This is a genomic window from Shimia abyssi (assembly GCF_003014475.1).
Lineage (GTDB): Bacteria > Pseudomonadota > Alphaproteobacteria > Rhodobacterales > Rhodobacteraceae > Shimia > Shimia abyssi.
Window position 1 is genome coordinate 259,006 of record NZ_PYGJ01000004.1, and the last position, 23,427, is coordinate 282,432.

Annotated in this window: 29 protein-coding genes; 16 read left to right on the forward strand and 13 right to left on the reverse strand. The window is 56.0% G+C overall.

What is annotated here, in order from left to right; genetic code table 11:
* Window positions 1-40 precede the first annotated feature (40 nt).
* From CLV88_RS09785 to argH, 4 genes are all read right to left on the reverse strand, one after another.
* A complete protein-coding gene (locus tag CLV88_RS09785; protein WP_106608201.1) occupies window positions 41-358 on the reverse strand; it encodes a DUF2834 domain-containing protein in 318 nt (105 codons plus the stop codon).
* 68 nt (window positions 359-426) lie between these two features.
* The gene (locus tag CLV88_RS09790) at window positions 427-627 is read right to left on the reverse strand and encodes a hypothetical protein (RefSeq protein WP_106608202.1); all 201 of its coding nucleotides are present in this window, start codon (window positions 625-627) and stop codon (window positions 427-429) included.
* A 92-nt stretch (window positions 628-719) separates the two neighbouring features.
* Window positions 720-866, reverse strand: a complete 147-nt coding sequence (locus CLV88_RS23000; protein ID WP_165798850.1) for a hypothetical protein — start codon at window positions 864-866, stop codon at window positions 720-722.
* The gene (gene argH, locus CLV88_RS09795; protein WP_106608203.1) at window positions 863-2,254 is read right to left on the reverse strand and encodes an argininosuccinate lyase; all 1,392 of its coding nucleotides are present in this window, start codon (window positions 2,252-2,254) and stop codon (window positions 863-865) included. Before argH ends, CLV88_RS23000 begins: the two co-directional genes overlap by 4 nt.
* Window positions 2,255-2,275: 21 nt before the next feature.
* Here argH and CLV88_RS09800 point away from each other — a divergent pair, with 21 nt between their 5' ends.
* Window positions 2,276-2,899, forward strand: a complete 624-nt coding sequence (locus CLV88_RS09800; protein ID WP_106608204.1) for a TlpA family protein disulfide reductase — start codon at window positions 2,276-2,278, stop codon at window positions 2,897-2,899.
* 30 nt (window positions 2,900-2,929) lie between these two features.
* Window positions 2,930-3,556 (forward strand): hypothetical protein, encoded by a 627-nt coding sequence (locus CLV88_RS09805; RefSeq protein ID WP_106608205.1) that lies wholly within the window; start codon window positions 2,930-2,932, stop codon window positions 3,554-3,556.
* Between the two features lie 170 nt (window positions 3,557-3,726).
* Here the strand turns inward: CLV88_RS09805 and CLV88_RS09810 are convergent, their stop codons facing one another.
* On the reverse strand, window positions 3,727-4,227 hold the full coding sequence (locus tag CLV88_RS09810; protein ID WP_106608206.1) for an Lrp/AsnC family transcriptional regulator: 501 nt from the start codon (window positions 4,225-4,227) through the stop codon (window positions 3,727-3,729).
* Between the two features lie 217 nt (window positions 4,228-4,444).
* On the opposite strand from CLV88_RS09810, the gene trxB reads away from it, so the two are divergent.
* From trxB to CLV88_RS23005, 8 genes are all read left to right on the forward strand, one after another.
* Window positions 4,445-5,386, forward strand: coding sequence for a thioredoxin-disulfide reductase (gene trxB, locus CLV88_RS09815; protein WP_106608207.1), 942 nt, complete (start codon window positions 4,445-4,447; stop codon window positions 5,384-5,386).
* Between the two features lie 97 nt (window positions 5,387-5,483).
* The gene (locus CLV88_RS09820; protein WP_106608208.1) at window positions 5,484-7,160 is read left to right on the forward strand and encodes an adenylate/guanylate cyclase domain-containing protein; all 1,677 of its coding nucleotides are present in this window, start codon (window positions 5,484-5,486) and stop codon (window positions 7,158-7,160) included.
* A 153-nt stretch (window positions 7,161-7,313) separates the two neighbouring features.
* Window positions 7,314-9,389 (forward strand): bifunctional sulfate adenylyltransferase/adenylylsulfate kinase, encoded by a 2,076-nt coding sequence (locus CLV88_RS09825; RefSeq protein WP_106608209.1) that lies wholly within the window; start codon window positions 7,314-7,316, stop codon window positions 9,387-9,389.
* Window positions 9,390-9,547: 158 nt separating this feature from the next.
* Window positions 9,548-9,889 (forward strand): ArsR/SmtB family transcription factor, encoded by a 342-nt coding sequence (locus tag CLV88_RS23770; RefSeq protein ID WP_106608253.1) that lies wholly within the window; start codon window positions 9,548-9,550, stop codon window positions 9,887-9,889.
* Entirely contained in the window at window positions 9,787-10,278 is a 492-nt protein-coding gene (locus CLV88_RS09835; protein WP_243403625.1) for a VOC family protein, read from the forward strand. The genes CLV88_RS23770 and CLV88_RS09835 overlap by 103 nt, the downstream gene beginning before the upstream one ends.
* A 951-nt stretch (window positions 10,279-11,229) precedes the next feature.
* A complete protein-coding gene (locus tag CLV88_RS09845; RefSeq protein WP_106608212.1) occupies window positions 11,230-11,475 on the forward strand; it encodes a BCCT family transporter in 246 nt (81 codons plus the stop codon).
* A 10-nt stretch (window positions 11,476-11,485) separates the two neighbouring features.
* The gene (locus tag CLV88_RS09850; RefSeq protein ID WP_279338346.1) at window positions 11,486-11,869 is read left to right on the forward strand and encodes a BCCT family transporter; all 384 of its coding nucleotides are present in this window, start codon (window positions 11,486-11,488) and stop codon (window positions 11,867-11,869) included.
* A 97-nt stretch (window positions 11,870-11,966) separates the two neighbouring features.
* The gene (locus tag CLV88_RS23005; RefSeq protein WP_165798851.1) at window positions 11,967-12,278 is read left to right on the forward strand and encodes a BCCT family transporter; all 312 of its coding nucleotides are present in this window, start codon (window positions 11,967-11,969) and stop codon (window positions 12,276-12,278) included.
* 187 nt (window positions 12,279-12,465) lie between these two features.
* On the opposite strand, the gene CLV88_RS09860 is transcribed toward CLV88_RS23005, so the two are convergent.
* From CLV88_RS09860 to CLV88_RS09870, 3 genes are all read right to left on the reverse strand, one after another.
* Window positions 12,466-12,870: an LmrA/YxaF family transcription factor gene (locus CLV88_RS09860; protein ID WP_207797041.1), complete on the reverse strand. Its 405-nt coding sequence runs from the start codon at window positions 12,868-12,870 to the stop codon at window positions 12,466-12,468.
* Between the two features lie 158 nt (window positions 12,871-13,028).
* Window positions 13,029-13,493, reverse strand: coding sequence for an HPP family protein (locus CLV88_RS09865; protein ID WP_423827732.1), 465 nt, complete (start codon window positions 13,491-13,493; stop codon window positions 13,029-13,031).
* A gap of 282 nt (window positions 13,494-13,775) precedes the next feature.
* Window positions 13,776-15,215 carry an arylsulfatase gene (locus CLV88_RS09870; RefSeq protein WP_106608216.1) on the reverse strand — a complete coding sequence of 480 codons (1,440 nt, stop codon included), beginning with the start codon at window positions 15,213-15,215 and terminating at the stop codon, window positions 13,776-13,778.
* A gap of 283 nt (window positions 15,216-15,498) precedes the next feature.
* Here CLV88_RS09870 and CLV88_RS09875 point away from each other — a divergent pair, with 283 nt between their 5' ends.
* Together CLV88_RS09875 and CLV88_RS09880 are read left to right on the forward strand one after the other, a co-directional pair.
* A complete protein-coding gene (locus CLV88_RS09875) occupies window positions 15,499-15,849 on the forward strand; it encodes a hypothetical protein (RefSeq protein WP_106608217.1) in 351 nt (116 codons plus the stop codon).
* 86 nt (window positions 15,850-15,935) lie between these two features.
* Complete coding sequence (locus CLV88_RS09880) at window positions 15,936-17,285, forward strand: N-acetylmuramidase domain-containing protein (RefSeq protein WP_106608218.1); 1,350 nt, start codon at window positions 15,936-15,938, stop codon at window positions 17,283-17,285.
* A 37-nt stretch (window positions 17,286-17,322) separates the two neighbouring features.
* Here CLV88_RS09880 and CLV88_RS09885 read toward each other — a convergent pair whose 3' ends face one another.
* Window positions 17,323-17,550, reverse strand: a complete 228-nt coding sequence (locus CLV88_RS09885) for a DUF1150 family protein (protein WP_106608219.1) — start codon at window positions 17,548-17,550, stop codon at window positions 17,323-17,325.
* 2 nt (window positions 17,551-17,552) lie between these two features.
* Window positions 17,553-17,966, reverse strand: coding sequence for an Hsp20 family protein (locus tag CLV88_RS09890; RefSeq protein WP_106608220.1), 414 nt, complete (start codon window positions 17,964-17,966; stop codon window positions 17,553-17,555).
* A gap of 202 nt (window positions 17,967-18,168) precedes the next feature.
* Between CLV88_RS09890 and CLV88_RS09895 the strand changes: the two genes are divergently transcribed.
* The 3 genes from CLV88_RS09895 to CLV88_RS09905 all read left to right on the forward strand — a co-directional run bounded on the left by CLV88_RS09895 (window position 18,169) and on the right by CLV88_RS09905 (window position 20,036).
* On the forward strand, window positions 18,169-18,393 hold the full coding sequence (locus CLV88_RS09895; protein WP_106608221.1) for a YdcH family protein: 225 nt from the start codon (window positions 18,169-18,171) through the stop codon (window positions 18,391-18,393).
* Between the two features lie 82 nt (window positions 18,394-18,475).
* Entirely contained in the window at window positions 18,476-18,967 is a 492-nt protein-coding gene (gene purE / locus CLV88_RS09900) for a 5-(carboxyamino)imidazole ribonucleotide mutase (RefSeq protein ID WP_106608222.1), read from the forward strand.
* On the forward strand, window positions 18,960-20,036 hold the full coding sequence (locus tag CLV88_RS09905) for a 5-(carboxyamino)imidazole ribonucleotide synthase (RefSeq protein WP_106608223.1): 1,077 nt from the start codon (window positions 18,960-18,962) through the stop codon (window positions 20,034-20,036). The genes purE and CLV88_RS09905 overlap by 8 nt, the downstream gene beginning before the upstream one ends.
* 86 nt (window positions 20,037-20,122) lie before the next feature.
* On the opposite strand, the gene CLV88_RS09910 is transcribed toward CLV88_RS09905, so the two are convergent.
* Window positions 20,123-21,259: an alpha-D-ribose 1-methylphosphonate 5-triphosphate diphosphatase gene (locus tag CLV88_RS09910; RefSeq protein ID WP_341477156.1), complete on the reverse strand. Its 1,137-nt coding sequence runs from the start codon at window positions 21,257-21,259 to the stop codon at window positions 20,123-20,125.
* The gene (locus tag CLV88_RS09915; RefSeq protein ID WP_106608224.1) at window positions 21,252-22,037 is read right to left on the reverse strand and encodes an esterase/lipase family protein; all 786 of its coding nucleotides are present in this window, start codon (window positions 22,035-22,037) and stop codon (window positions 21,252-21,254) included. The genes CLV88_RS09910 and CLV88_RS09915 overlap by 8 nt, the downstream gene beginning before the upstream one ends.
* Before the next feature lie 59 nt (window positions 22,038-22,096).
* Here CLV88_RS09915 and CLV88_RS09920 point away from each other — a divergent pair, with 59 nt between their 5' ends.
* Complete coding sequence (locus CLV88_RS09920; RefSeq protein WP_106608225.1) at window positions 22,097-22,543, forward strand: NUDIX domain-containing protein; 447 nt, start codon at window positions 22,097-22,099, stop codon at window positions 22,541-22,543.
* A gap of 22 nt (window positions 22,544-22,565) precedes the next feature.
* Here CLV88_RS09920 and CLV88_RS09925 read toward each other — a convergent pair whose 3' ends face one another.
* Complete coding sequence (locus tag CLV88_RS09925) at window positions 22,566-23,396, reverse strand: DMT family transporter (protein ID WP_106608226.1); 831 nt, start codon at window positions 23,394-23,396, stop codon at window positions 22,566-22,568.
* Window positions 23,397-23,427 lie beyond the last annotated feature (31 nt).

Here is a 23,427-nt window from a genome sequence, read left to right on the forward strand (position 1 = left end):
GGCAGTCAGTGTTGTCACGAACCTTGACGCACCGCTTGGGTCACCTGACCGGCTTAGCCCGCAAAAACAGATACAGCGGTAAACCGCAGCTGACGCCAATTAAAAACGTGGCCGGTATGGCCAACAGCGCCAGCCAATTTCGACGCACAGCAACCTCGGCCAAAATCCACACCGACAAGGCGATCGCAGCAATCACGAGGTCCCAATACAGGCCGGTCGTCGCTTGACTAACCTTCCACTCGGCCACCAGCCGCTGCAAATCCAACCCGTTTTCAAGGATCCATGGCCCGAAATAAATCATCGGATGAACTGCACCCCAGATTGCAAGGCCTAAAAAAACAAGTCTCAGCGGGGACATACGTCACCTCCAGTCGAAATCAATCTTGAGGTTTACGCCACAGCATCGCTGTCAGATCATCGCGCGCGTTACCAACACCCGTGCCGATAACAGCCACCGCCCACCGAAATGCTCACCGGGCCGTTGGTCACCCCAACATGCCCTGACGTGTGCACGCCACCGGTCCCAACCCCCACGCCAACATTCATTGTTGGCGTCCAGGGTTCACCATCCACGCCACAGGCGGCCAAGCCTGACAAACAGATCAACAAAAAACCGACTCGCAGCATGTGTCATACCCCCGACTAGCAGGCCCTAAGTTTAGCTCACGCCACACCGCTTTGCAAAACACAGTTTGGCACGCATTCGCGCCCAAACGCCGTTACCGCCGCAGAACAACACCCGTCCGAGCCTCGCCCGAGATAGTCACACCCGTTGTCGGCTCGGGCTCTGGCGCGCGCGAATGGTTCGACGGCCCTTCACAAGCTGCAATCGCTGTGAGTGCCGCCAAAATTAGGGCGGTCCTCATCCGACAATCTCTCGCCAGCGTGCCGCCTGTTCGCGAACCCGGGTCGGGGCAGTTCCGCCGTAAGACATACGTGAGGCAACCGAGTTATGCACTCCAAGCACGCCGAAAACATCCGCAGTTATCGCAGAGTGGACCGACTGCATGTCCTCAAGCGTCAGATCCGGCAGGTCGCACCCGCGCTCCTCTGCCATCGCCACCAACGTGCCTGTCACATGATGTGCATCACGGAAGGGCATGTTCAATGCGCGCACCAACCAGTCAGCCAGATCAGTTGCAGTTGAAAACCCACTGCCCGCCGCCGCCTCCAAGCTGTCGCGGTTGGCGGTCATGTCCTTGACCATGCCTTCCATCGCGGCCAGCGCCAGCATCAAGTTATCAGCAGCGTCGAACACCTGCTCCTTGTCCTCTTGCATGTCCTTGGAATAGGCCAACGGCAGCCCCTTCATTACCATCAACAATGCGGTGTTGGCGCCAAAGATACGGCCCACCTTGGCCCTGATCAATTCCGCCGCGTCGGGGTTTTTCTTTTGCGGCATGATGCTCGACCCGGTCGAGAAACGATCCGACAAGGTGACAAACCGGAATTGCGCGCTCGACCAGATCACCAATTCTTCGGCAAAACGGCTTAGGTGCATAGCGCAAATGCTGCTGGCGGCCAGAAACTCCAGCGCAAAGTCACGGTCGCTCACTGCATCCAGCGAGTTCGCGGCAGGCCGGTCAAATCCCAACGCCTCTGCGGTCATGTGCCGGTCGATTGGAAAAGAAGTCCCCGCCAGCGCAGCCGCACCCAAAGGCGATTCATTCATCCGCGCCCGCGCATCCTTGAATCGGGTCAGATCCCGTCCGAACATTTCGACATAGGCCAACATATGGTGGCCCCATGTGACAGGCTGTGCAGTTTGCAGATGGGTAAATCCGGGCATGACCCAATCCGCACCGGCTTCGGCCTGTGACAACAACGCCCTGATGAGTGCAAGTAGACCGCTTTCTGCCGCGTCCAGCTGATCACGCACCCACAATTTGAAATCCGTCGCGACCTGATCATTGCGCGACCGACCTGTATGCAACCGTCCAGCCGGTTCACCGATGATGTCCTTCAACCGCGCCTCGACATTCATGTGGATGTCTTCCAATGCGGTAGAAAACGCAAAAGTTCCTGCGTCAATTTCTGACAAGACCGTGAGCAGACCTTCCCGAATGGCTTCAGCATCATTATCAGTCAGAATGCCTGCCTTGGCCAACATGGCCGCGTGGGCTCTGGAACCGGCGATGTCTTGTGCCGCCATCCGCTGATCGAAGCCGATCGAGGCATTGATTGCCTCCATGATCGCATCCGGTCCGGCGGCAAAGCGGCCGCCCCACATTTGGTTCGAGGTATCTTTGGTCATGAGCTGCCCTTCGGAGGGAAAATGAAACGGAACGCGCAGAAACGCCCCCTTGCAGGGCTGGTTTATACAGGCTTGGCCGCAATCGCAATCGCCGCCGTGGGCTTTGTCGCCTTGCAAAATCCGGCAACCGCAGGGTCGACGCTTGATACCGCTGAAATTGCCGAAATGCGCAGCGGCGACATGCGCAAACTGAACTTTCACTCAGACCCACGCGCGCTCTCGACCAAGTCCTTCACCACCGATGACGGTGGTGAGGCGGTGCTCGCCGACTATGAGGGCAAAGTCATCCTGCTCAATTTCTGGGCCACGTGGTGCGCCCCGTGCCGTCACGAGATGCCGATGCTGTCGGCACTACAATCTGAACTGGGCGGCGAAGATTTCGAGGTTGTCACATTGGCAACCGGGCGCAATCTGGTGCCCGCCATGCAGAGGTTTTTTGACGATATCGGCGTGACAAACCTGCCTCTGCACCGCGACCCAAAGCAGCTGGTCGCGCGCGACATGGGGGTCTTTGGCCTGCCTGTCACGGTCATCATTGACCGCGAAGGACGCGAGATCGCCCGCTTGCAAGGAGATGCGGACTGGTCGAGTGACAATGCCCGTGCTATCCTATCGGCCGTAATTGACCAGACAGCCGCGCACTAGAAAGGTGCCTCGCACCTGAAAGACCCATTGATGAAACACTCAATCGCTGCGGCAATTCTGGGGATTGCCGCTTCCTTAGTGGCTCTGCCCGTTCTCGCGCAAGACATCAATATCGAGAAAAAGCGCTCGCGCGTGCACGAAATGTCTGACCTGAAACTCAAGGGCAGCGCCCGCAAGGATTTTCGGCGTTTCAAGCGCAAGGCCAAGTATTACGGCGCGTTTTATGTCAATTATGCAGAGAAGAAGGCCGGGGCATACTGGGGTGCACCAAATATTGAGGCCGCCGAGCGCCATGCGCGCATTTCATGTCAGATCAATTCCGGCAAACCCTATGGCTGCTACCTGCATGCCCGCATTCTGCCCAAACATCACGATCCGAGCGAAGCCGGTTTAACACTGTCCCGAGAGGGCAGCCTCGAATTTCGCGAATATTCAAACCTGCAAGCCGATGATCGCTTTGGTGCGTTCGCAATCTCCGAAAGCGGTGCTATCGGCTACTCCTGGGCCGAAGCCTCACGTGACTGGGCCGCGCGCGAGGCGGTCAAGAGATGCGACAAGGCGGCGCGAAAAATGCTGAAATCTGCAGACAAGGACCTGCGTGCGGCGTTGAAGGCCACGGGCGGCCAAACGTGCCGCGTCGTACATTACGCGCGGTAACAACTCAGCTTGGGGAAACACGAAATCCGCAGCGCTCCCGCCCCTTTGCACCCGTGGCAAAGCCACGACCGAAAGCGTTGGGCGTGGCTCGGCCTTTGGCCGAGCCTGCCGAGAGCTTCAAGCAAACAATGAAAATCGCGAGGAAAGCCCGACCGGGGCTTGAGGAGCAGTTACGCCTCCCGCGCCAGCCGATCTTCGAGCACATCAAAAGGCACACCCGGCGCATCTTTGGCACCTCGTATAACCAGCGATGTCTTTACGCTCGCCACGTTCTCTGCCGCTGTCAGCTCTTCTGTCAAAAAGCTCTGAAATGTGCTCAAATCCGGCGCAACACACTTTAGAATAAAGTCCACTTCGCCATTTAGCATATGGCATTCACGCACAAGCGACCAGTTGCGGCAACGTTCCTCGAATACGCTCAGATCCGCCTCAGCCTGACTTACCAAACCGACCATTGCAAAAACCTGCACCTCAAAGCCCAGTTCACGCGCATCAACGTCTGCGTGATAGCCACGAATATAACCGGCTTCTTCCAAGGTGCGCACCCGGCGCAGGCAAGGCGGAGCGGATATTCCAACCCTTTTGGCCAGCTCAACGTTGGTCATGCGGCCATCCGCCTGCAATTCCGCAAGAATTTTGCGATCAATCGGGTCCAGACGGGTTCCGGGCATTGGGGCTGACTCTCCTGTTGAATTTGCAGTTCTTATAACACCCGCCAACGCACGCGCAATAATATTTCATACCTGCGCAATTTCCTTTTGCAATTCATACCAGCCATGTAACTGCAACACATCCGCGTTGCGTGAATGGCAACAGGGTTTTACTGCACCGCCGCGCAGACTATATCCGGTCTTCGAGATTCGCTTTGACACTATGAGAGGGCACCCCATGGCCGACACCAAACATACCAAGGTTCTGATCATCGGCTCCGGCCCCGCGGGCTATACCGCCGGGGTTTACGCGTCCCGCGCGATGCTGAACCCGATTCTGGTGCAAGGCATTGAGCCGGGCGGCCAGTTGACAACCACAACCGAAGTCGAAAACTGGCCCGGCGATACCGAGGTTCAGGGTCCCGATCTGATGGTGCGCATGCAGGCACATGCCGAGGCGATGGGCACTGAAATCATTGGCGACATCATCAATGACCTCGACATGTCCGAGCGCCCCTTTCGCGCCACCGGCGATAGCGGCACGGTCTATACTGCGGACGCTGTGATACTTGCCACCGGCGCACGGGCCAAATGGCTGGGACTGGAGAGCGAAGAAAAATTCAAGGGTTTTGGCGTTTCGGCCTGCGCCACATGTGACGGTTTCTTCTATCGCGGCCAAGAGATCGTGGTGATCGGCGGCGGCAACACGGCCGTCGAAGAAGCGCTGTTCCTGACGAACTTCGCCTCCAAGGTCACTTTGATACACCGCCGCGACGAGCTGCGCTCTGAAAAGATCCTCCAGGATCGCCTGTTCAAAAACGAAAAAATCGTTCCGCTGTGGTTCCACGAACTCGAAGAGGTGATCGGCACCGACGCGCCGCTGGGTGTCGAAGGGGTCCGCGTCAAAAACGTCAAAACTGGCGAGATCACCGAGATCCCTGCCAAAGGTGTATTCGTCGCGATTGGACACGCGCCTGCCAACGAGTTGGTCAAAGACACACTGGAGCTGCACAATGGCGGTTACGTCAAGGTCGAACCGGGCACCACGCGCACAACCGTCCCCGGTGTGTTTGCCGCTGGCGACCTGACTGACCACGTCTACCGCCAAGCCGTAACATCGGCTGGCATGGGTTGCATGGCAGCGCTAGACGCCGAAAAATTTCTTGCCGAGCAAGATTAAACACAGCCTTGTGAAACCAATCGGGTCAAGCCTTTCAATGGCTTGACCCCTCCGCTCTGGCGCGCCACCCTGCAGGTCGAGGCAAACGGAGACCAAAATGGCCACCTCACTCTGGCAAGGCAACTGGCGCACCAAAGCACGTATTACATCCGGCCTCATCCTGTTCACCTATGTGTTCTGGCATTTGCTCGCTGTCGGCATGGGGCTTTTCTCGCTCGATCTGATGCACACCGCTCAGGAAATGCAGGAAGAAATCACCGAAAGCCTACCGGGCGCCGTACTACTTTATGGCGGGCTGCTGACCCATCTCGGGCTTGCCCTTCATCGCATCGCTATGCGTCGCACATTGCGGATGCCGTTTGTCGAACTGCTTCAAGTCATTCTAGGGCTGACAATCCCCTTCCTGCTTTGGACGCATATCGTCCACACCCGCATCGCTCAGAACGATTTTGGGGTAGAGGCGGAGATGGGATATATTGCCGGGCTGATCTGGAATACTCAGAGCGGCTGGAACCAGGCAGTACTGCTTTTGATCGTCTGGATTCATGGCTGCATTGGCCTGCACTATTGGCTGCGCACGACGGCCCTGTGGCGGCGTCTGGTGCCCGTCATGATTACCCTCGCGACCCTAATCCCCGCCTTTTCTCTGGCAGGTTTTCTGACACAGGGCCGCCTTCAACGTCAGTTAATGTTTGCACCCGACACCGGTCCTGCTCTGCGTGACAGCTACAACTTTCCGACCAGCGAGACGTTTCAATCGCTCGCGTCAGCAACCGAGCGCGGCATATGGGTTTTTTCCGGCCTCTTGGTTCTGACCGCTGTGCTTTATGCCGGTCGCAAGCTGCTTATCAACCGCGGATCCTTGCGAATTCGCTACATTGACGGGCCGGAGATCAGCGGCCAGCGCGGCATGACACTCTTGGAAATGTCCCGCGCGAATGGGGTGCCGCATATGGCGCTATGCGGGGGGCGCGGCCGTTGCACGACTTGCCGCGTGATGATTGAACATGGCCAGGATCTTTTGCACCCACCCTCACCCGAAGAGACCGCCAGTCTCGCCGCAGTCAATGCGCCAGCCAATGCGCGGCTTGCTTGCCAAATCCGCCCGACCGATCCCGCAACAGTGCTGCGCGTATTCCGCGCCGATGGCCGCCGCGCGCGCGAACACCAAAGTCTGGGTCAAGAGCGTCGCCTTGCCATTCTTTTCCTCGATATGCGCGGGTTTACAGCGCGCACCACCGGTCAGCTACCCTATGACGTGGTTTTTCTTCTGAACCGCTTTTTCGACGCGATTGTGCCATCAATCACAAGTGCAGGAGGCACCATAGACAAGTACCTTGGTGACGGTCTTCTGGCCCTGTTCGAACTCGAAACAGAACAAGCCTCAGCTGAGGCCGCGCTCAAGGCCGCCGCTGGAATAGGATCGGCACTTCAGGTCTTCAATCGCGCGATGGTGGCCGAAGGATCAGACCCGGTAGCTATTGGCATGGGCTTACATCTGGGCGATCTCGTTCTTGGTGAAATCGGGGCCGCGGAGAATGCGCCGCGGACAATCATTGGCGACACAGTGAATGCCGCATCCCGTTTAGAGGCCAAGACCAAGGATTTAGGAGTAGAAACGCTGGTGTCGCGTGACGTATTGCTCGCGGCAGGGGTCGATTTGGCGCCTTTGAAGTTACAATTGGTTGAGTTGCGCGGCGTTGCCCAGCCTCTGAGCGTTTTAGCTGTGCCACGGGCGGCCAACTTGCCTGCGCTACTCGGCGCCCCTCTCTGATCGTGTGAATGCGGGCAGCGTCGCGGTAAAATGCGGCGTTGCAGCAATGCAACGGTGGCGCAAATCGAACTATACCCCCAAAAAGGACTTTGCACAGGCGATGTTTCACCATATGTGTTCACGAGTGAACACACATTTTGAGTCGATTATTTTATGCCAACACCAGACATAAAACTCTATACAGACGAGGAAGACTTGCGCTTTCGCCTCCTGCGCCAGCTTGATGCTGCGCCGGGCGCGTCGCAACGGGTTACCGCCTCGGCTCTTGGGGTTTCTCTGGGACGGCTCAATGCATTGCTGCGCGCGACAGCGGACGCCGGACTGATCACAGTCAGCGATCGGCCAGGCCCCGACAAACGCCAGCGCTTTGCCTATACAATCACAACACGAGGCGCATCGGAAAAATTGCGCCTCACTGACCAATTCCTCGCCCGCAAGCGCGCCGAATACGACGCGCTGCATGCGGAACTCACCGGAACCGCAAGCGGCAACTCGCCCCTTAAACACAGGACCCATCCTATGCAAAATAACCTGGCACCCATCCCCGAGCTCTACGTCTCTTACGAGAGCGCTCAGAAACTCAAGGTCGAAGCGGCCGATTTGATCAGCTGGGACCTGACCCCACGCCAGATTTGCGACCTCGAACTCTTAATGAACGGCGGTTTCAACCCGCTCAAGGGCTTTCTGAGCGAAGCCGACTACGAAGGCGTTGTCGAAAACATGCGCTTGGCTGATGGCACACTGTGGTCCATGCCAATCAACCTTGACGTCTCCGAAGATTTTGCAGCTTCGCTCGAGGTAGGTCAGGACATCGCTCTGCGCGATCAAGAAGGCGTAATACTCGCCACTATGACCGTCACCGACAACTGGGTGCCTAACAAAGCGCGCGAAGCCGAAAAGGTATTTGGTGCCGATGACGACGCGCATCCGGCCGTCAACTACCTGCACAACACTGCGGGCAAAGTGTATCTCGGTGGCCCTGTCACTGGCATCCAACAGCCCGTGCACTATGATTTCCGCGCCCGCCGCGACACTCCAAACGAACTGCGTGCCTATTTCCGCAAGTTGAGCTGGCGCAAAGTTGTTGCGTTCCAAACTCGCAACCCGCTGCACCGCGCTCACCAGGAACTGACCTTCCGCGCCGCGAAAGAAGCGCAAGCCAACCTGCTGATTCACCCCATCGTAGGCATGACCAAGCCCGGTGACGTTGACCACTTCACCCGCGTGCGGTGCTACGAGGCGGTTCTGGACAAATACCCAGCCTCGACCACAACAATGTCGCTGCTGAACCTCGCAATGCGTATGGCTGGCCCACGCGAAGCTGTTTGGCACGGCTTGATCCGCGCCAACCACGGCTGCACACACTTCATCGTTGGCCGCGACCACGCTGGCCCCGGCAAAAACTCGGCTGGCGAAGATTTCTACGGTCCCTATGACGCTCAGGATCTCTACCGCGAGAACCAGTCTGAAATCGGCTGCGAAATGGTCGACTTCAAACACATGGTCTATGTACAAGAGCGCGCCCAGTACGAGCCCAACGATGAAATCGCAGATCGTGACAATGTCACCATCCTGAATATCTCGGGTACCGAACTGCGCCGCCGTCTGGCTGAAGGTCTGGAAATCCCCGAGTGGTTCTCCTTCCCCGAAGTGGTCAAAGAACTGCGCCGCACCAAGCCACCACGTTCGCAGCAGGGCTTCACCGTATTCTTCACTGGTTTTTCCGGATCGGGCAAATCCACCATCGCCAACGCTCTGATGGTCAAGCTGATGGAAATGGGCGGTCGCCCTGTGACCCTGCTTGATGGTGATCTGGTCCGTAAGAACCTGTCGTCCGAGCTGGGCTTTTCTAAAGAGCACCGCGATCTGAACATCCGTCGTATCGGTTACGTGGCCTCCGAGATCACCAAAAACGGTGGTATTGCGATCTGCGCGCCCATCGCACCTTACGCCACCACGCGCCGCGCTGTTCGTGAAGACATCGAGTCATTTGGTGCCTTTGTCGAAGTGCACGTCGCTACTTCGATCGAAGAGTGCGAACGTCGCGATCGCAAGGGTCTCTACAAGCTGGCACGCGAAGGCAAGATCAAAGAGTTTACTGGCATCTCCGATCCTTATGACGTCCCAGTCAACCCTGAGCTCAGCGTCGAAACCGAGAATGTCGACGTTGACAACTGCGCCCATCAGGTGCTGCTCAAGCTGGAAAGCATGGGCCTCATCACTGCCTGATTTGGCAGGCAATCACATCAAGAGGAAACGGGGCGCTTCTGGCGCCCCGTTTTTTTGGTCAGGTCAAAAATGCTTTTTAGCTATTTGGCACGCCGTGTTAAAATTGAAACTTGGCTGTCTTTCGCCAGAATCTAGTCGACGGTGCGGGCGAAACAGCCGTGCACTCGCAATCTAGTGACGTCAAATTTCAACTAGCAGATGCCCAGCTCGACCTAATTTTCAAGGCACGTTCGGACTGCACCCGTCGACGCATCATCGACAATCTGAGCAAGAGACCTGCTCGATCGTTGTTCGAGGTGTGCGCCGCGTCGGTTGCGGAGGACGGAATCGCGTTGTCCCCACAAACGGTTTCCCAGCATCTCGCTGTTTTGGAAAGAGCGGGATTGATTGTGATCGAATGGAAGGGGCGCACAAAGGCGCACACCTCGAGTGTCAACGAAATGACATCGCCGCGGCATCATGGCTTACAAAAATACAAACCGAAGGGAAGCAAGGCATGAAGATCTACGTCACAAGTGTTTTTGGTGATGGCCAAAACAAGGCCGAAAAATACTACGCTGACGTCCTCGGCTTCAAGACAAAACACAACACTCCTATGGGCGCAAATCGTTGGCTGACCGTTGTTTCAGACAAGGACCCGAACGGAACAGAGTTGCAGCTGGAGCCAAGTGAACACCCGGCTGCAAAACCGTTCAAGGAAGCTCTTGTTGCAGACGGCATTGCTGCCCATTCGTTTCACGTGCAAGATCTCGATGCCGTAACGAGAAATCTGAGCGCGCGCGGAGTTGAGTTCGTTACGGAGCCAATTGATGCAGGCCCAGTTCAAATGGCAGCCTTTGATGACACTTGCGGCAACTTGATTCAGTTGATCCAGATGAAAGACATCTAAACAAACGCAACCTTGGCCAAGGTGATTATTCTTTGCCCCGAAGCCAAAAACCGCCGCACATCGGGTGGAATGATCGTTCTTTCCTCAGGAAATTTACCGCAAGAGCGCAAGACGAACTTGGCAGAAACAAAATTTGGTTGGCGTTTCCCTACCGTGCAACGCGCGCAGGGCGTACACCCCGGAAATGAGGCCAAAGCAACATCAGCCCAAAGACCGTAGATTTCTTGTATCGATGCGTACGTTAATGATCGAACTTGTAAATGACTTTCCGCTTCCGGTTTCGAATTCATCGACAAACAATCGATCATAATACAGGGCAACTTGCCAAAATCCCTTTCACTTTTGGGATTTGACCTCGCTGTCTAGGCGCAGCTTTTTGATTGACCGGACAAAACTCTGACCATATTTCTCACTCCAAAAGCATGCAAAAATAATAATTTGCCCGAGTAACGCCGGTGACTAGTAGTACACTTGCTGTGCGCCGACATCTTCCCGCAAATTTCAAACATCCCGGGAAAGCCACCCCAGTAAGCGCCCTGGCCTTGCAACGCTTGTGGCCTGGTCTTTGAGGCGCGTTACCTCAACAAGCCGTGCGAGTGCAACAGATCCTCCACCTCGGCACCAAAAAGATGGCGATACCGCGCAGGTTTTATGCGGGTAGCATCGCGTGACCGTTGACGGATTTGTTGAATTGTTGAGGGGCAATCCCGAAATCCCGACAGATCTCTGCTATCGACACATGATCTGAGCATAGATGGCGCAGGTTTTTCGAATGATTGTCGCGCAAGACAATCGCCTCACAAAAGACAGAAAACAATTATTTTATACGCGTTAACACCACGAACAGCCCCACTTGAGTGGTCCAATTTGATTGTTAGCCTTTGGCCCATCGGGACGAAGGTCTCCGGGGCCGATGAGCTGTAGCCCAATGCGCAGTTAGGAACCTTAAGTTTGCTCTTGCTGGATGTATTTAGCCAGTTTTACATTTTGGCAGTTGGGGCATTTGCGGTCTTCTCTATCGCGGTTGCCGCCATTCGGGCCAGCGGGAAACAAATTTTGGGTACACTGGGCGAGCCGCCAGAATTCTCCAACTTTTCATGGTTCTCAATGACGTTCGGCGCCGGACTTGGCGTCGGTCTGATGGTTTTTTTACAAGCGCCGAGCCGGTCTTGCTTTCGGGCAACAACCACAACCTAGCACCACGAGCCTGATCACCGCTTTGGTTCTGATCATGGGCTTGTCCAAGTTGTCAGCGGATTCCGAGGTAGGCCGGGGCGTCAAGTACCGCTCGAACCTCAATACGGTCTCATCGCTGATCCTGCCGGGCACTTTCCTTGCCTTGGGGTCGGTCGTCTTTGCCGCAACCACCCATACACAGGTTTTGGCCGACGACTTGCTGCACTTCTTCGAAATTCTGTTCGCGGCACATGAAACTGGCACACCACTAGGTGACTGGCAAAAGGGATGGACGACATTCTACTGGGCTTGGCAGGATGCATTCGCACCGTCTGTTGGGCTACTCCTTGCTCGGATTTCACGACGACGCAGCGTTCGAGGCTTTGTTCTTGGTACCGTGGTTGCCCGTCGCTGACCTTCTTTTTTTGGCTCGTGGTCTTAGGTGGCGCCGCGATTGGTTCAAAACTGAAAGGAGCGGGAAATGGCGCGATCATCGGGCCACGACAACCAACATGCTCTTTGCGAACTTTGAAGTCATGCCAGGTTACACGCTTCTGAAAACCATCGCTTCGGGCGGCAGCCTACAGGCTGTTATTCGCCACCGAATGACCTGGGGTATCTTGCTCGCGCTTGTCATTGGAACAATGTTGGTCGCAGGCAACACGGGTGCAGAGGACCCGCGCCGCGTCCTTCGCAACGCGATGATGATCGGCACATTGCCACACTGCAGGGTCATGATTCTAAAGTGCATAACGCTTACCAAACCGCTGAAACGCGGCACCCTTCGCGGCCAGATTATTGAATCAGATCAGCCACCGGAGTAACTTCTGAGAAGGTGCAGCATCGCTTGCGGCTCCAGATCAAAAAGAGGAACACATCTCTTCATACGCCTATTCGCAAAACCGCGATCGACGGTTCATTCCATTCATACATCCTGCCTGAACGAGCCGTAGCGCCGCACGCCAGACCAGGTTTCCGCAGCAAACGCAAACTTGGCAATGCAAAACAGATCTATTCAGAACGACGACAAAGCCGCTTTCCTGCTTGTGTCACGGCCCCAAAAAAATGACCTGCGTCGCCTGTGGCACGCGCCAGAATAATGGCGCCTTGAATCATAGCCACAACTTGCGTTGAGATGATCTGAGCACAATTTTCGGAAAAACCCTGGCACACAAGACAGGTGGCCAGGCTATCCAGCCAGCGATCAAAATATCCCGCAATCTGATCCGAAAAATGGTCTCGCGTTGCGTCCAACGCGAAGATACCGACAAGGCATATTCTGCCGCCGGATTGGAAATACTCAGTCACCGACGCAAACATGGTCTCAATGGCCAACGCCGGGTTACCACCTTCGAGCACTGCGAAGATGTTTTGCTCAAACCACCTATCCACATGATCAAGGACCACTCTGGCCATCTCCTCCTTTCCGCCGGGAAAGAAATGATAGAGACTGCTGCGTTTCAGCTTAATTCCTTATTCTATGCGCCCAATTTTTGCCCCTTCGTATCCGTAGCGGCGGAATGCTTCGCCCAAGGCCGGGATCGCATCTTTACGCTCAGCAACAAGTCGGGCCATTAGCTGGGATCCAGCGGAAATGTGGTGCCGGATAGACGGTGGTAAATCGTCGCGATCGCAACCAAGGCGACGGCAACGGACAGCACTGGAAACAGCAGGAACAGAAACCCCGGGTCAGCGGCAAAAATGACCAATGGATTCGCCCCAGCTGGCGGATGCGTTACCCGCAGGGCAGCCATAAGCGCAATAGCAAGGCCAGCTGCCAAAGCGACGGCCCACCAGACATTTGGCAAAACCGCCGTCAGGACGAGACCCACGAAAGTGGACTGCAGATGCCCGCCAATCACGTTTTCCGGTTGTGACAATGGGCTTGCAGGAACTGAAAAGAGCAGCACACAACTTGCTCCAAAATGGGCCATGATGAACGACAAATTCGCCTGACTTGTTGCCAATGCGAGACACGCAATGGCAATCGCGCCTCCGACCGCTGTGGCCATGACCGCGCTAGCCGAAGGCCGGGGCAGAGTACGGGTTTAAAATTTGTTTACCACGGTGGAACCTTTGTAACGATCGTTTCAGTTTGTATTGATCGTTACAATCCTTCGCGACCTGAGTAAGCGAATGATGAGCCCAGCGACTTACCTGGTGCCAAAACTTCCAAGAGGTGTCTTTAGTACAAAGTGCCAAATTAACTGGTTTTAGCTCGCAGCCATCCTCACAGGCGGCGCAGTCCAGCAGCCCGGACTTTTGCCGCAGCCTCCTACTCGATCAACGAGTAAACAAACCGTTTGTGAGCCAATCAGCCCTCAGTTTCTCGGTGGAACATATGGGTCAGGCGTGCCCGGCGGAATCGGCGGGTACTGTTTGAAGGATGCGGTGTGTTCCTGCAATTGCGGTAGCGCCTTTTCTACGGCCCAAGTGTGTGGAAACAGAACGCTCTCCCGTTCGTGAGGGTCGTTCAAAAGGTTATAGACTCGCGGTGTGTCAAAGGTTTGGGTGGGGCTGAATGTTGTCTCGTTTTCCTTGAACAAAACTTTCCAGTTCTGCCATTTGACCCCGAAAATCTCGTCCCCCATGTAAACAATTACGCCCTCACGGTTCGAATTCGGCTGATTGCCGAGGAAAAACTCTGACTGATCAATGCCGTCAAAAGCGCGGTCCGTTGGCACCGAGCCACCGGCAAAGGCGGCAAGCGTCGGGAACAGGTCCATGGAATGCACCACATCGTTACTGGCCGAACCTGCGGGAATTTTGCCCGGCCATTTCATGGCGAAAGGCACGCGTAGGCTGCCTTCAAGACTGGTGAAAAGAGTGCCACGCCATGGCCCTGCTGTTCCATGCACAGCCGGAACCGGGGACACGTTGGCATTGCCCACGGGCAGAGCTTCGGGCCCGTTGTCGGCTGTAAAGATCACCACCGTGTTGTCTGCCACGCCCGCGTCTTCCAGCGCCTGATTAACTCGTCCGATGTAGGTATCTGTCTGAAGCAGGATATCGGCCCAGACACCATTGCCCGTGGCGCCGTCAAACTCTGGATGCGCGACATTGGGGTAATGTGTCTGCGTGTAGGCAAGATAGATGAAGAACGGATCGTCCTCGCCTGACTTGCGACTGATGAAATCGATGGCCCTTTCGGTGAGGTCCCCGTCGATTAAACCACGATATTCAAAGTCGTAGTCACGGGCGACGGTCGCGTTCTGACCTGCGACCCCTTGCATAACGACCGGCTCTTCCATGTCAGCTTCGGCAAAACCGTCCAGCGAACGCCAGACTGTCACGTCCGTCGTCTCTACTCCGTAAAACTCGTCAAAACCTTGATCTGTGGGATACCGGCCTTCAGACCAGCCCAGATGCCATTTCCCAAGCATGGAAGTACTATAGCCTACGTCTTTCAGCATCTCGGCCATGGTGATTTCCCATTGTGTCAGCCCATAAACGCCACCACCCAATGGTACTGTATGGTTGCCGCTGCGAACGCCATAGCGCCCTGTCATGGTTGCAGCCCGAGACGGAGTGCACTGGCTTTCGACGTTGAAATTTGTCAGCCGCAAACCTTCTGCGGCGAGCGCGTCCATTTCCGGAGTTGGAGTCCCTCGAATAATGCCACCACCGTTAAATCCCGGCTCCCCCCATCCAAAGTTATCTAGAAAAATGAAAACAATGTTGGGTTGCTCCTGAGCGTGGCCCGCTGAGCCGATGCAAAGAGCAAACAAGGTCGACAACATCGTGGTTCGAAAGGATTTCATGACAATGCTCCTCAAGGTAATAGATACCACACTAGCCTAAGAGCGCTGGCACTCGTCAACGATTTCTGTCTGCCTGTGGTCCAACACTCTCTGTCACCGCGTTCAAACCAAAGACCGGTTTGCGGGGCTTTGGGTCAATTCTTTGCGCAAATATCAACGACCGTTTGAGGCGCCACAACCGCTCCCCACTCCTGATGGTTTTGTGAACACCAACCCGCCCTCTGAGCATACTTTTTGTGTTAGACAACCGAGACAGGTTCGCAACAATTTGGATGTCACCACCATGAAATATTTGTTTCCGCTCATTTTCGTTACGGCCCCGGCTTTCGCAGACCCTGCCACAATCGAAGTGGTTAAGGCCCAAAAATCTGGTTCCACATGGCGCTTTGATGTTACCTTGTCTCATCCGGACACAGGTTGGGATCATTACGCCGACGGATGGCGCATTGAAACGTTGGACGGCCAAGTTCTGGGCACCCGAACCCTTGCCCACCCACATGTCAACGAGCAGCCATTCACACGCGCACTCTCATCCGTGAATATTCCACCAGAAATCACAGAGATTCTAATCCGGGCAAGTTGTAACGTGGACGGCTGGGATGATCACACATTTGCGGTGAAACTGACCGAGTGAACCGGTGCCACTGATACCTGCCAACTAACCTTTCGCGCAAGTGCGTAAAATATGCTAAACTTCCGATTGTTTTCGGAGGTGCTCATATGTCCAATTTGTTTTTTTCTGACGATGATATTAACCGTGTAGAGGCTGATCTCAAATCTCGACTGCTGGAATGGGACAAACGCCGATTTGCGACTATCGGTGTGGTTATACTCGTTGTTGGATATTTCGGATTCACGTCCATAGTCTCATCTATCGTGCGAGACAAAACCGACGCACCGATTGAAGAAGCCAAGCAACAGGCCATCCGCGCCGAATTCATCTCGGAATCGATTACCAAACGCCTCAATGAGATCGAAATAGAAATCACCAAGCTTGAAAAGCTGTCCGACGAATTCAACACAACTCTCAATCAGAAATTGGACGAACTCAGCCAACGCAGCGCGGCGATGGACTCTCTCTTTGATCGAAACACGCAGAAACTCACTGATCTGGGACGCAAGGCCCGCGAACTCGAAGTCGCCTTCGTGCGCTTTGACGGCACGGGATTAACAGCCGGAGTGGTGACGACGGAAACTGCGCCATCACAGCCCTCCGCATGTGGGCCGGCATCCGTATCATCTCTCATTCAATCCTCAAACCCATCCACTTTGGGCTGTGGCGAGCCGCTGGCGGAAGGTCAACTGAGCAAACTGGCCGAAACATATGGCGTCGACCTCAAAGCTCTGACCGCCTTCATCGATGCGCAAAACCCCGGCGCAATCCAATTTGCCCAAAATGGCTTTCCACTCCTTGTGTTCGAGCGCCATGTTTTCTATCGCACCTTGAGCGACCCCGCCGCGCGTCAGGCAGCGTCCCAACAGCAACTTGCCAGCGCCAATTGGGGTGACATACCTTACCCCAAGACACTGGAGGAACGCCAAGGCCAATTGCGCGAAGCTAGCAAAATCGACGCAAAGGCCGCCATACGAGCGACCAGTTGGGGGCCAATTGGGCTTTTGGGGGAAAATTATGAATTCCTCGGTTATGAAAGCGAAGAAGCCTTTGCCAAGGCGATGTTCGTATCCGGTATGAACCAATATGACGCTGTTCTGCGTTTCCTCGAAAAACGAGAGATCATAGCTGACCTTAACGCCCGAAACTGGTCCGCCGCAGTGCGCAAATTCAATGGCAGCAGTCAAGTTACACGGTTAACCGGCGTGATAAATGCCAATTACAATCAGCTGCTGAACGACGAAATTGCTGGTGATCGCTATGAACTCAGCCCCACAGATATCGCCAATATCCAAGTCGAGCTGGAAAGTCGCTCGCTTTACTCTGGAATTGTAGACGGAATCTATGGTCAGGCAACACAACGGGCATTGCGCCAGTTTCAAACGGAAAATGGCCTTCCAGAGACAGGGTTACCTGATCAGGCAACCCTCTCAATCATCAAGACACCAACCAAATAATGCGGAACGGCGCCATGCTATGGCGCCGCTTTGAGGTTCAGTGAACTGCTACCGGCGCGTAATTATGTTCACGCGCTAGAACAAACGCCATTTCGCGTTCCGTCACCAATGCCAGACGCTCGCCATCCGAATTATGCACGGCAAACAACATCTCTGCGCCGCCGACCTTATCCTGCACTTCCATCGGAAGGTCGGCCACCGGGACTTCGCGCACATAAACAACATGTGCGAGGTCTTTCTGGTCAAAATTGTATTTCGTGTTCATGCTCAGCCCTTTCGAATATTGATTGTCTGCACCACGGTTTCGGGTACGGACTGGCTTAGATCGACGTGCAGCAACCCGTTTTCCATGATTGCCTCGCCCACCTCGACACCATCAGCCAGCACAAACGAACGCTGAAACTGGCGCGCGGCAATGCCACGGTGCAAAAACACGCGATTGTCCGCGTCATCGCGTTGGCGGCCACGGATCACCAACTGGCGATCCTCCACCGTAATGCTTAGATCTTCTTCGGGAAAACCCGCCACGGCCAGCGTGATGCGATAGGCGTAGTCCGCCGTCTGTTCGATATTGAAAGGGGGGTACCCTTCGTTGCCGGTCTTGGCAGTGCGTTCCAGCAACCGCTCCAGCTGTTCGAACCCCAGCATATGGGGATAAGACCCCAAAGTCATTTTTGTCATCGACACGTCCTTAATCTCAAGCGACAGTCCAATACCGGGCCCCGTTCTGGCGACCCGACTATTGGAAATATGGGAGTTTGCGCGCCGGAACGCAAGAGGGCGCCCCACATCCACCGCCGTACCGCCAACCGTCCAAATCCTTTGCGCGACTCATGCGGAACGGTTATGCTAGGGGCCTGCAATACCTAAGGAATTCTCGCCCATGAATGCGCCCACTGACCTGTCGATGCAAACCGACGATGTTCTCTCGGTCGAATTGGAAGTGTTCAAGCAGAAACACCGCGATCTGGATGATGCGATCCACGCGCTTGTGGATCGGGGCACGGGCGATCAACTGACAATTCAACGTCTGAAAAAACAGAAACTGCGCCTCAAGGATATGATCGCCCTGATCGAAGATCGCCTGACACCTGACATTATCGCCTGACGTCTCGACCACACCTTTCCCCGCATTGCGCAAACGCAGCAATTCTCTATAAGAGCGGCTCAGCATTTTGGCAGAGGCGGATATGACGGAAACAGCAAAAGTTGGCATTATCATGGGCAGCCAGTCGGACTGGCCCACCATGAAACTCGCAGCCGATATTCTTGATGAGCTGGGCATCTCTTATGAGGCCAAGATCGTCTCGGCCCACCGCACCCCGGACCGACTCTGGAGCTATGGCAAAGCCGCAGCCGATCGTGGGTTGCAAGTGATCATCGCAGGTGCGGGTGGTGCTGCGCATCTGCCCGGCATGATGGCTTCCAAAACCCGCGTGCCCGTGGTGGGTGTTCCCGTCCAGACCCGTGCCTTGTCCGGTGTCGACAGCCTCTACTCGATCGTGCAGATGCCCAAAGGATTTCCAGTTGCTACAATGGCAATCGGTGCCGCCGGGGCTTCCAATGCAGGCCTGATGGCCGCAGGTATCCTCGCTCTGCAAGACCCTGATCTCGCCGCCCGCCTTGATGCGTGGCGCGAAGCCCTTTCCGCCTCTATCCCAGATGAGCCCCAAGATGACTGATACCCTCCCTCTCGGATCCACCATTGGTATTCTGGGCGGTGGTCAGCTTGGCCGAATGCTCTCGGTTGCAGCGTCTCGTCTGGGGTACAAGACATGCATCTTTGAACCTGGTGGCGACTGTCCTGCCAGCCACGTTGCCAATTACCATTTCCAAAAGAACTACGATGACAAAGACGCGCTTATCGCCTTTGCCAAGTCCGTCGACGTCATCACCTATGAGTTCGAAAACATCCCCACATCCGCTCTGGATATCCTTGAAGCGCACCGCCCGATCCGACCGGGCCGCGAGGCGCTACGGATCAGCCAGGATCGCCTCACCGAAAAAACCTTTCTGAATGAGCTAGGCCTTGCCACCGCGCCCTTTGCGAATGTGGAATCCGCAGAAGACATGATCGCTGCCGTTTCCGAAATCGGCGCGCCATCGATTCTTAAGACGCGGCGCTTTGGCTATGACGGCAAGGGGCAGGCCCGCCTAAAATCAGCCGAAGATGCAGAAACCGCATTGATCGATATGGCTGGTGCCCCCGCATTGCTGGAAGGCTTTATCGACTTCACTCACGAGGTCTCGGTCATTGCAGCACGTGGGCTTTCAGGCGAAGTTGCCTGTTTTGACCCCGGCGAAAACGTACACGAAGCCGGTATCCTGCGCACCACAACGGTGCCCGCACGGTTGAGCGCGTCTCAGCGCACTGACGCCATTCTATTGGCGGCGCGCATTTTGAACGCATTGGATTACGTCGGTGTTATGGGCGTCGAACTGTTTGTTACGCGCCAGGGTCTGATTGTGAACGAAATCGCACCTCGCGTGCATAATTCCGGGCACTGGACCCAGAATGGCTGTGCCGTGGATCAGTTCGAACAGCACATTCGCGCCGTTGTTGGTCTGCCGCTTGGCGATGGGCAACGCCATGGCGACGTGGTTATGGAAAATCTGATTGGCGAGGATATGGATCGTTTACCTGAATTGCTCAAGACCCGCGATGCGGCTGTGCATCTTTATGGCAAGGCGCAAACCAAACCGGGGCGCAAGATGGGGCATGTGAACCACATCAAGGGCAAGGCTGGGTAAGTGTGCAGGTTGAGGGGGCCAGCCCCCTCTTTTGCCCGACGGGCAAAATTCACCCCCGAAGTATTTCTTGGCAAGATGAAAAGGCTTTAACTTAGAAAGCGTGACGCGACATCCCCAGAAAGATAGCTGATTTTTCCCGCAACAAGCGTTGCGCCGATGCGACCAGTCTCGGGCTCCATCACAATCAGGTCGGCGCGTTTTCCAAGTGTAAAACTGCCGCGATCGCTCAACCCCATCACCTCGGCAGGGCGTGAAGACACCAGCGCCCAACCGGCTTCTAGTGTCACGATACCTTCGTTGATCAGCCTCAGCACGGATTGGCGCAGCGCAGGGTAGTGATAATCTGACGCCAAGGCATCACACAGCCCCGCGCCCACCAGATCGCTGGCCGCGGCATTGCCTGAATGTGAACCGCCCCGAACCACGTTTGGCGCGCCAAGCACGATGGCGTCGTTGCCGTCGTGGGCGGACGCCGCTGCGTTTTGTGTTTCGGGGAATTCAGAAATGGATACACCACGCGCCCGCCATTTCGCGCGTATTTCATCCGTTGCATCATCATGACTGCCCAACAGCACCCCACGCGCATTGAGTCGCGACGCCAACCCGTCCAGCGCGGCCTCAACTTCGCTGCGGCGAGCGTGCAGCGCCTGTAACAGTGTAAGATGCGCCTCTGGGCTCCGCCCGCTTTTGAGGGCCTGCCCGGTCAGGCGCGGTGGGCGCTTGCCGTTTTCCAGTGCGGCATGTGGCAAGTGGTCGTTGAACACTACATACCCAACATCATAAGCCGCCACAGTCTCTTCAAACGCTGCATAATCGTCCAGTAGATGTGTCTCGAACCGCAGCTGCACGCGACAATCTGTGAGCATCCTTGTCTTATCCAACGCCGTCAGAAACCGGCGCGCAAAATCGGCAGAACGCATACCGCCCTCCCAGCTCCAGAATTGCGCCAGTACCGCCGTTGTGATCCCATTCGCTGCCAGTTCAGCGTCGACCGATGCGAGACCGGGCGCGAGGTCTTTCATCACACCTCGTCGCGGTGCCAGATGCCGCTCAAAACCGTCGCCATGCATATCCACAATCCCCGGCAGCACCAAATAACCGCTCAGATCGACTTCGCGCCCTCCCCCTGCAGCGGCAATCCGCCCGGCGCACAGACCCAGAGGCGCACGCATCAGCCCTTCGGGCCACAGCACATCTGCACCCACCAGATCAAATTCAATCACCGTGATTGTCCTTGCACTGACCCTCGTCGCAGTCGCCCTTGCGCCACAGATCAATTTCCCTCAGCGCCGCCGCCGCATCGCCCCACTCCATAAAGGGATCAAACCTGCCCTCGCTCAGGAACAGACGCACCTGCGCGATCACTAGTGGATTGTTCATCATAAACGTATGCGTCACCGGCAGTACCAGATGCTGTTTCATCCCCGCCACTTTGGTGCTTTCCACGGAAACCTTTCCATCATCTGGGCCGTCGATCAGCGCCGAATAAAGTGGATTCAGCGACCGGTTACCGGCGATCACGCCCAGCTCAAAATCCACTGGCGGCAGTTCCACCGGCAAACCATCTGTCCCCAGCTGCGCGCCTGCCGGGCCATTGATCCAGTCAAACGGTTCCAGCTGCCCCAGCACATCCACCAATTCCGATCCCTTATTAGGTGGCCCCAGCATCACCACGCGGCCCAAATTTTCGGGCCGATTGTCCAACAACCACAGCCTCAGCAAAATGCCCCCCATCGAATGGGTCACAAAATGCACTTCTTTGTCACGGCATTGCTGCACAGCGGCCGGCAATGTCTCGCGTGCCAGCGTTTCGATTTCTTTGCGTGTTGACGGATATCCCGGGCGCACCACAGTATAGCCAAAACGCTCCAGCGCGGCCTCCATCAGCACAAACGACGCCTCTGTTCGGGCCAACCCGTGCAACAAAACCACGCAATCGGCCCTTGCCATTGTGGGCAGAACCGTTCCAAGACACATAAATATGAAAGCAAATCGAACCATATCCCATACCTAGGCATTCCTGCCGCCCTGCAAAAGCCAAAACCCTACGGAAAGCAGCCATGTCGTCGCCCCGCCTCGCCGCCCGCGCGCTCATCGTGCAAGATAACCGCCTGTTGCTGGTCAACGCCTACCCAGCCGGTCAAAGCAGCCTGTGGTGCGCGCCCGGTGGTGGCGTGGAACGAGGTGCTTCGTTGCCGGACAATCTCAGGCGAGAGGTTTACGAGGAAACCGGCCTGACCGTTGCTGTGGGAGATCCCTGTCTGGTCAACGAATTTCACGATCCAAATGGCACGTTTCATCAGGTCGACATCTATTTCCGCTGCACCATTACCTCTGGCGTACTGTCTGACAGTTGGCAAGATCCCGAAAACATCGTCTCCAAGCGGCGCTTTTTCTCACGAGCGGAGATGGATCAAATCGCTTTCAAGCCCGATAGCCTGCCCGCCGTGGCATGGGGCAGTGACCTGCTCTATGATCCCCTGGAGCCAATCGTTAAACCGCGATGACGCCCGCCAGGGCGAAAGAGCATCACCGCCGCATCGACACCAATACGCCCGCAATCACCAGCACTGCCGCCCCAACAAATCGCAGCGTCAAAGGTTCGCCCAAAGTGGCCATTCCGCCCGCCAAAGCGATCACGGGCACACTGAGCTGCGCCACTGCTGCACGGCTTGCGCCCAATTGAGGCATCAATTGATACCAAAGCGCATATCCGAGACCGGATGTGATCCCACCAGACACAACAGCCAGCGCCACAGCACCTGCGCTCACCGCGCCCGGCCCCGCCAATCCCACTGCCAACACCGCCGCAATCGGCACTGCACACAAAAAGTTCATCGCAGTGGCCTGTGTCGCGTCCCTCTCCTTGCGTCCCTGAAGCGAATACACGCCCCACCCGATACCAGCGCCAACCATCATCACCGCGTGCCAGAAAGACACGTCAACCGTGCCACCGGGCCAAAGCAGCCAAACCAACCCGGACAAGCCCAGGGCGGCTCCGATCCAGCGATGTGCGGGCACCTCTTCGCGCGCAATCACCGCACCGCCAAACATCGTGACCTGCACGACGCCAAACAGGATCAGCGCGCCAAGCCCCGCATCCAAAGCCAGATAAGCCCCTGAAAACCCGAAAATATATATTAGCAAGCCCGCCACACCCACGGCCCGGCCCAGCCCACCTAATGCAAAGCCACGCCCTTGCATTGCCACTAAAATGCCCAGCACGGCTGCCCCTGCCGCCAGCCGCATAGTTCCAAAAACAACCGGGTCCATGCCCAGTTCGCCCACGGCGGCGCGGTTCAGTACAGAGTTGGCCGCAAATGCGGTCATGGTGAGGGCTGAGAGTAGAAACAGGCGCATAACAAATCAGTTGGCACGCGAGACGTCCGAG

Bases quoted from the DNA above. Each gene is read 5' to 3' on its own strand.
- CLV88_RS09785 (WP_106608201.1), bottom strand. From the start codon at position 358: ATGTCCCCGCTGAGACTTGTTTTTTTAGGCCTTGCAATCTGGGGTGCA.
- CLV88_RS09790 (WP_106608202.1), bottom strand. From the start codon at position 627: ATGCTGCGAGTCGGTTTTTTGTTGATCTGTTTGTCAGGCTTGGCCGCC.
- CLV88_RS23000 (WP_165798850.1), bottom strand. From the start codon at position 866: ATGAGGACCGCCCTAATTTTGGCGGCACTCACAGCGATTGCAGCTTGT.
- argH (WP_106608203.1), bottom strand. From the start codon at position 2,254: ATGACCAAAGATACCTCGAACCAAATGTGGGGCGGCCGCTTTGCCGCC.
- CLV88_RS09800 (WP_106608204.1), top strand. From the start codon at position 2,276: ATGAAACGGAACGCGCAGAAACGCCCCCTTGCAGGGCTGGTTTATACA.
- CLV88_RS09805 (WP_106608205.1), top strand. From the start codon at position 2,930: ATGAAACACTCAATCGCTGCGGCAATTCTGGGGATTGCCGCTTCCTTA.
- CLV88_RS09810 (WP_106608206.1), bottom strand. From the start codon at position 4,227: ATGCCCGGAACCCGTCTGGACCCGATTGATCGCAAAATTCTTGCGGAA.
- trxB (WP_106608207.1), top strand. From the start codon at position 4,445: ATGGCCGACACCAAACATACCAAGGTTCTGATCATCGGCTCCGGCCCC.
- CLV88_RS09820 (WP_106608208.1), top strand. From the start codon at position 5,484: ATGGCCACCTCACTCTGGCAAGGCAACTGGCGCACCAAAGCACGTATT.
- CLV88_RS09825 (WP_106608209.1), top strand. From the start codon at position 7,314: ATGCCAACACCAGACATAAAACTCTATACAGACGAGGAAGACTTGCGC.
- CLV88_RS09835 (WP_243403625.1), top strand. From the start codon at position 9,787: ATGGAAGGGGCGCACAAAGGCGCACACCTCGAGTGTCAACGAAATGAC.
- CLV88_RS23005 (WP_165798851.1), top strand. From the start codon at position 11,967: ATGCTCTTTGCGAACTTTGAAGTCATGCCAGGTTACACGCTTCTGAAA.
- CLV88_RS09860 (WP_207797041.1), bottom strand. From the start codon at position 12,870: ATGGCCAGAGTGGTCCTTGATCATGTGGATAGGTGGTTTGAGCAAAAC.
- CLV88_RS09870 (WP_106608216.1), bottom strand. From the start codon at position 15,215: ATGAAATCCTTTCGAACCACGATGTTGTCGACCTTGTTTGCTCTTTGC.
- CLV88_RS09875 (WP_106608217.1), top strand. From the start codon at position 15,499: ATGAAATATTTGTTTCCGCTCATTTTCGTTACGGCCCCGGCTTTCGCA.
- CLV88_RS09880 (WP_106608218.1), top strand. From the start codon at position 15,936: ATGTCCAATTTGTTTTTTTCTGACGATGATATTAACCGTGTAGAGGCT.
- CLV88_RS09885 (WP_106608219.1), bottom strand. From the start codon at position 17,550: ATGAACACGAAATACAATTTTGACCAGAAAGACCTCGCACATGTTGTT.
- CLV88_RS09890 (WP_106608220.1), bottom strand. From the start codon at position 17,966: ATGACAAAAATGACTTTGGGGTCTTATCCCCATATGCTGGGGTTCGAA.
- CLV88_RS09895 (WP_106608221.1), top strand. From the start codon at position 18,169: ATGAATGCGCCCACTGACCTGTCGATGCAAACCGACGATGTTCTCTCG.
- purE (WP_106608222.1), top strand. From the start codon at position 18,476: ATGACGGAAACAGCAAAAGTTGGCATTATCATGGGCAGCCAGTCGGAC.
- CLV88_RS09905 (WP_106608223.1), top strand. From the start codon at position 18,960: ATGACTGATACCCTCCCTCTCGGATCCACCATTGGTATTCTGGGCGGT.
- CLV88_RS09915 (WP_106608224.1), bottom strand. From the start codon at position 22,037: ATGGTTCGATTTGCTTTCATATTTATGTGTCTTGGAACGGTTCTGCCC.
- CLV88_RS09920 (WP_106608225.1), top strand. From the start codon at position 22,097: ATGTCGTCGCCCCGCCTCGCCGCCCGCGCGCTCATCGTGCAAGATAAC.
- CLV88_RS09925 (WP_106608226.1), bottom strand. From the start codon at position 23,396: ATGCGCCTGTTTCTACTCTCAGCCCTCACCATGACCGCATTTGCGGCC.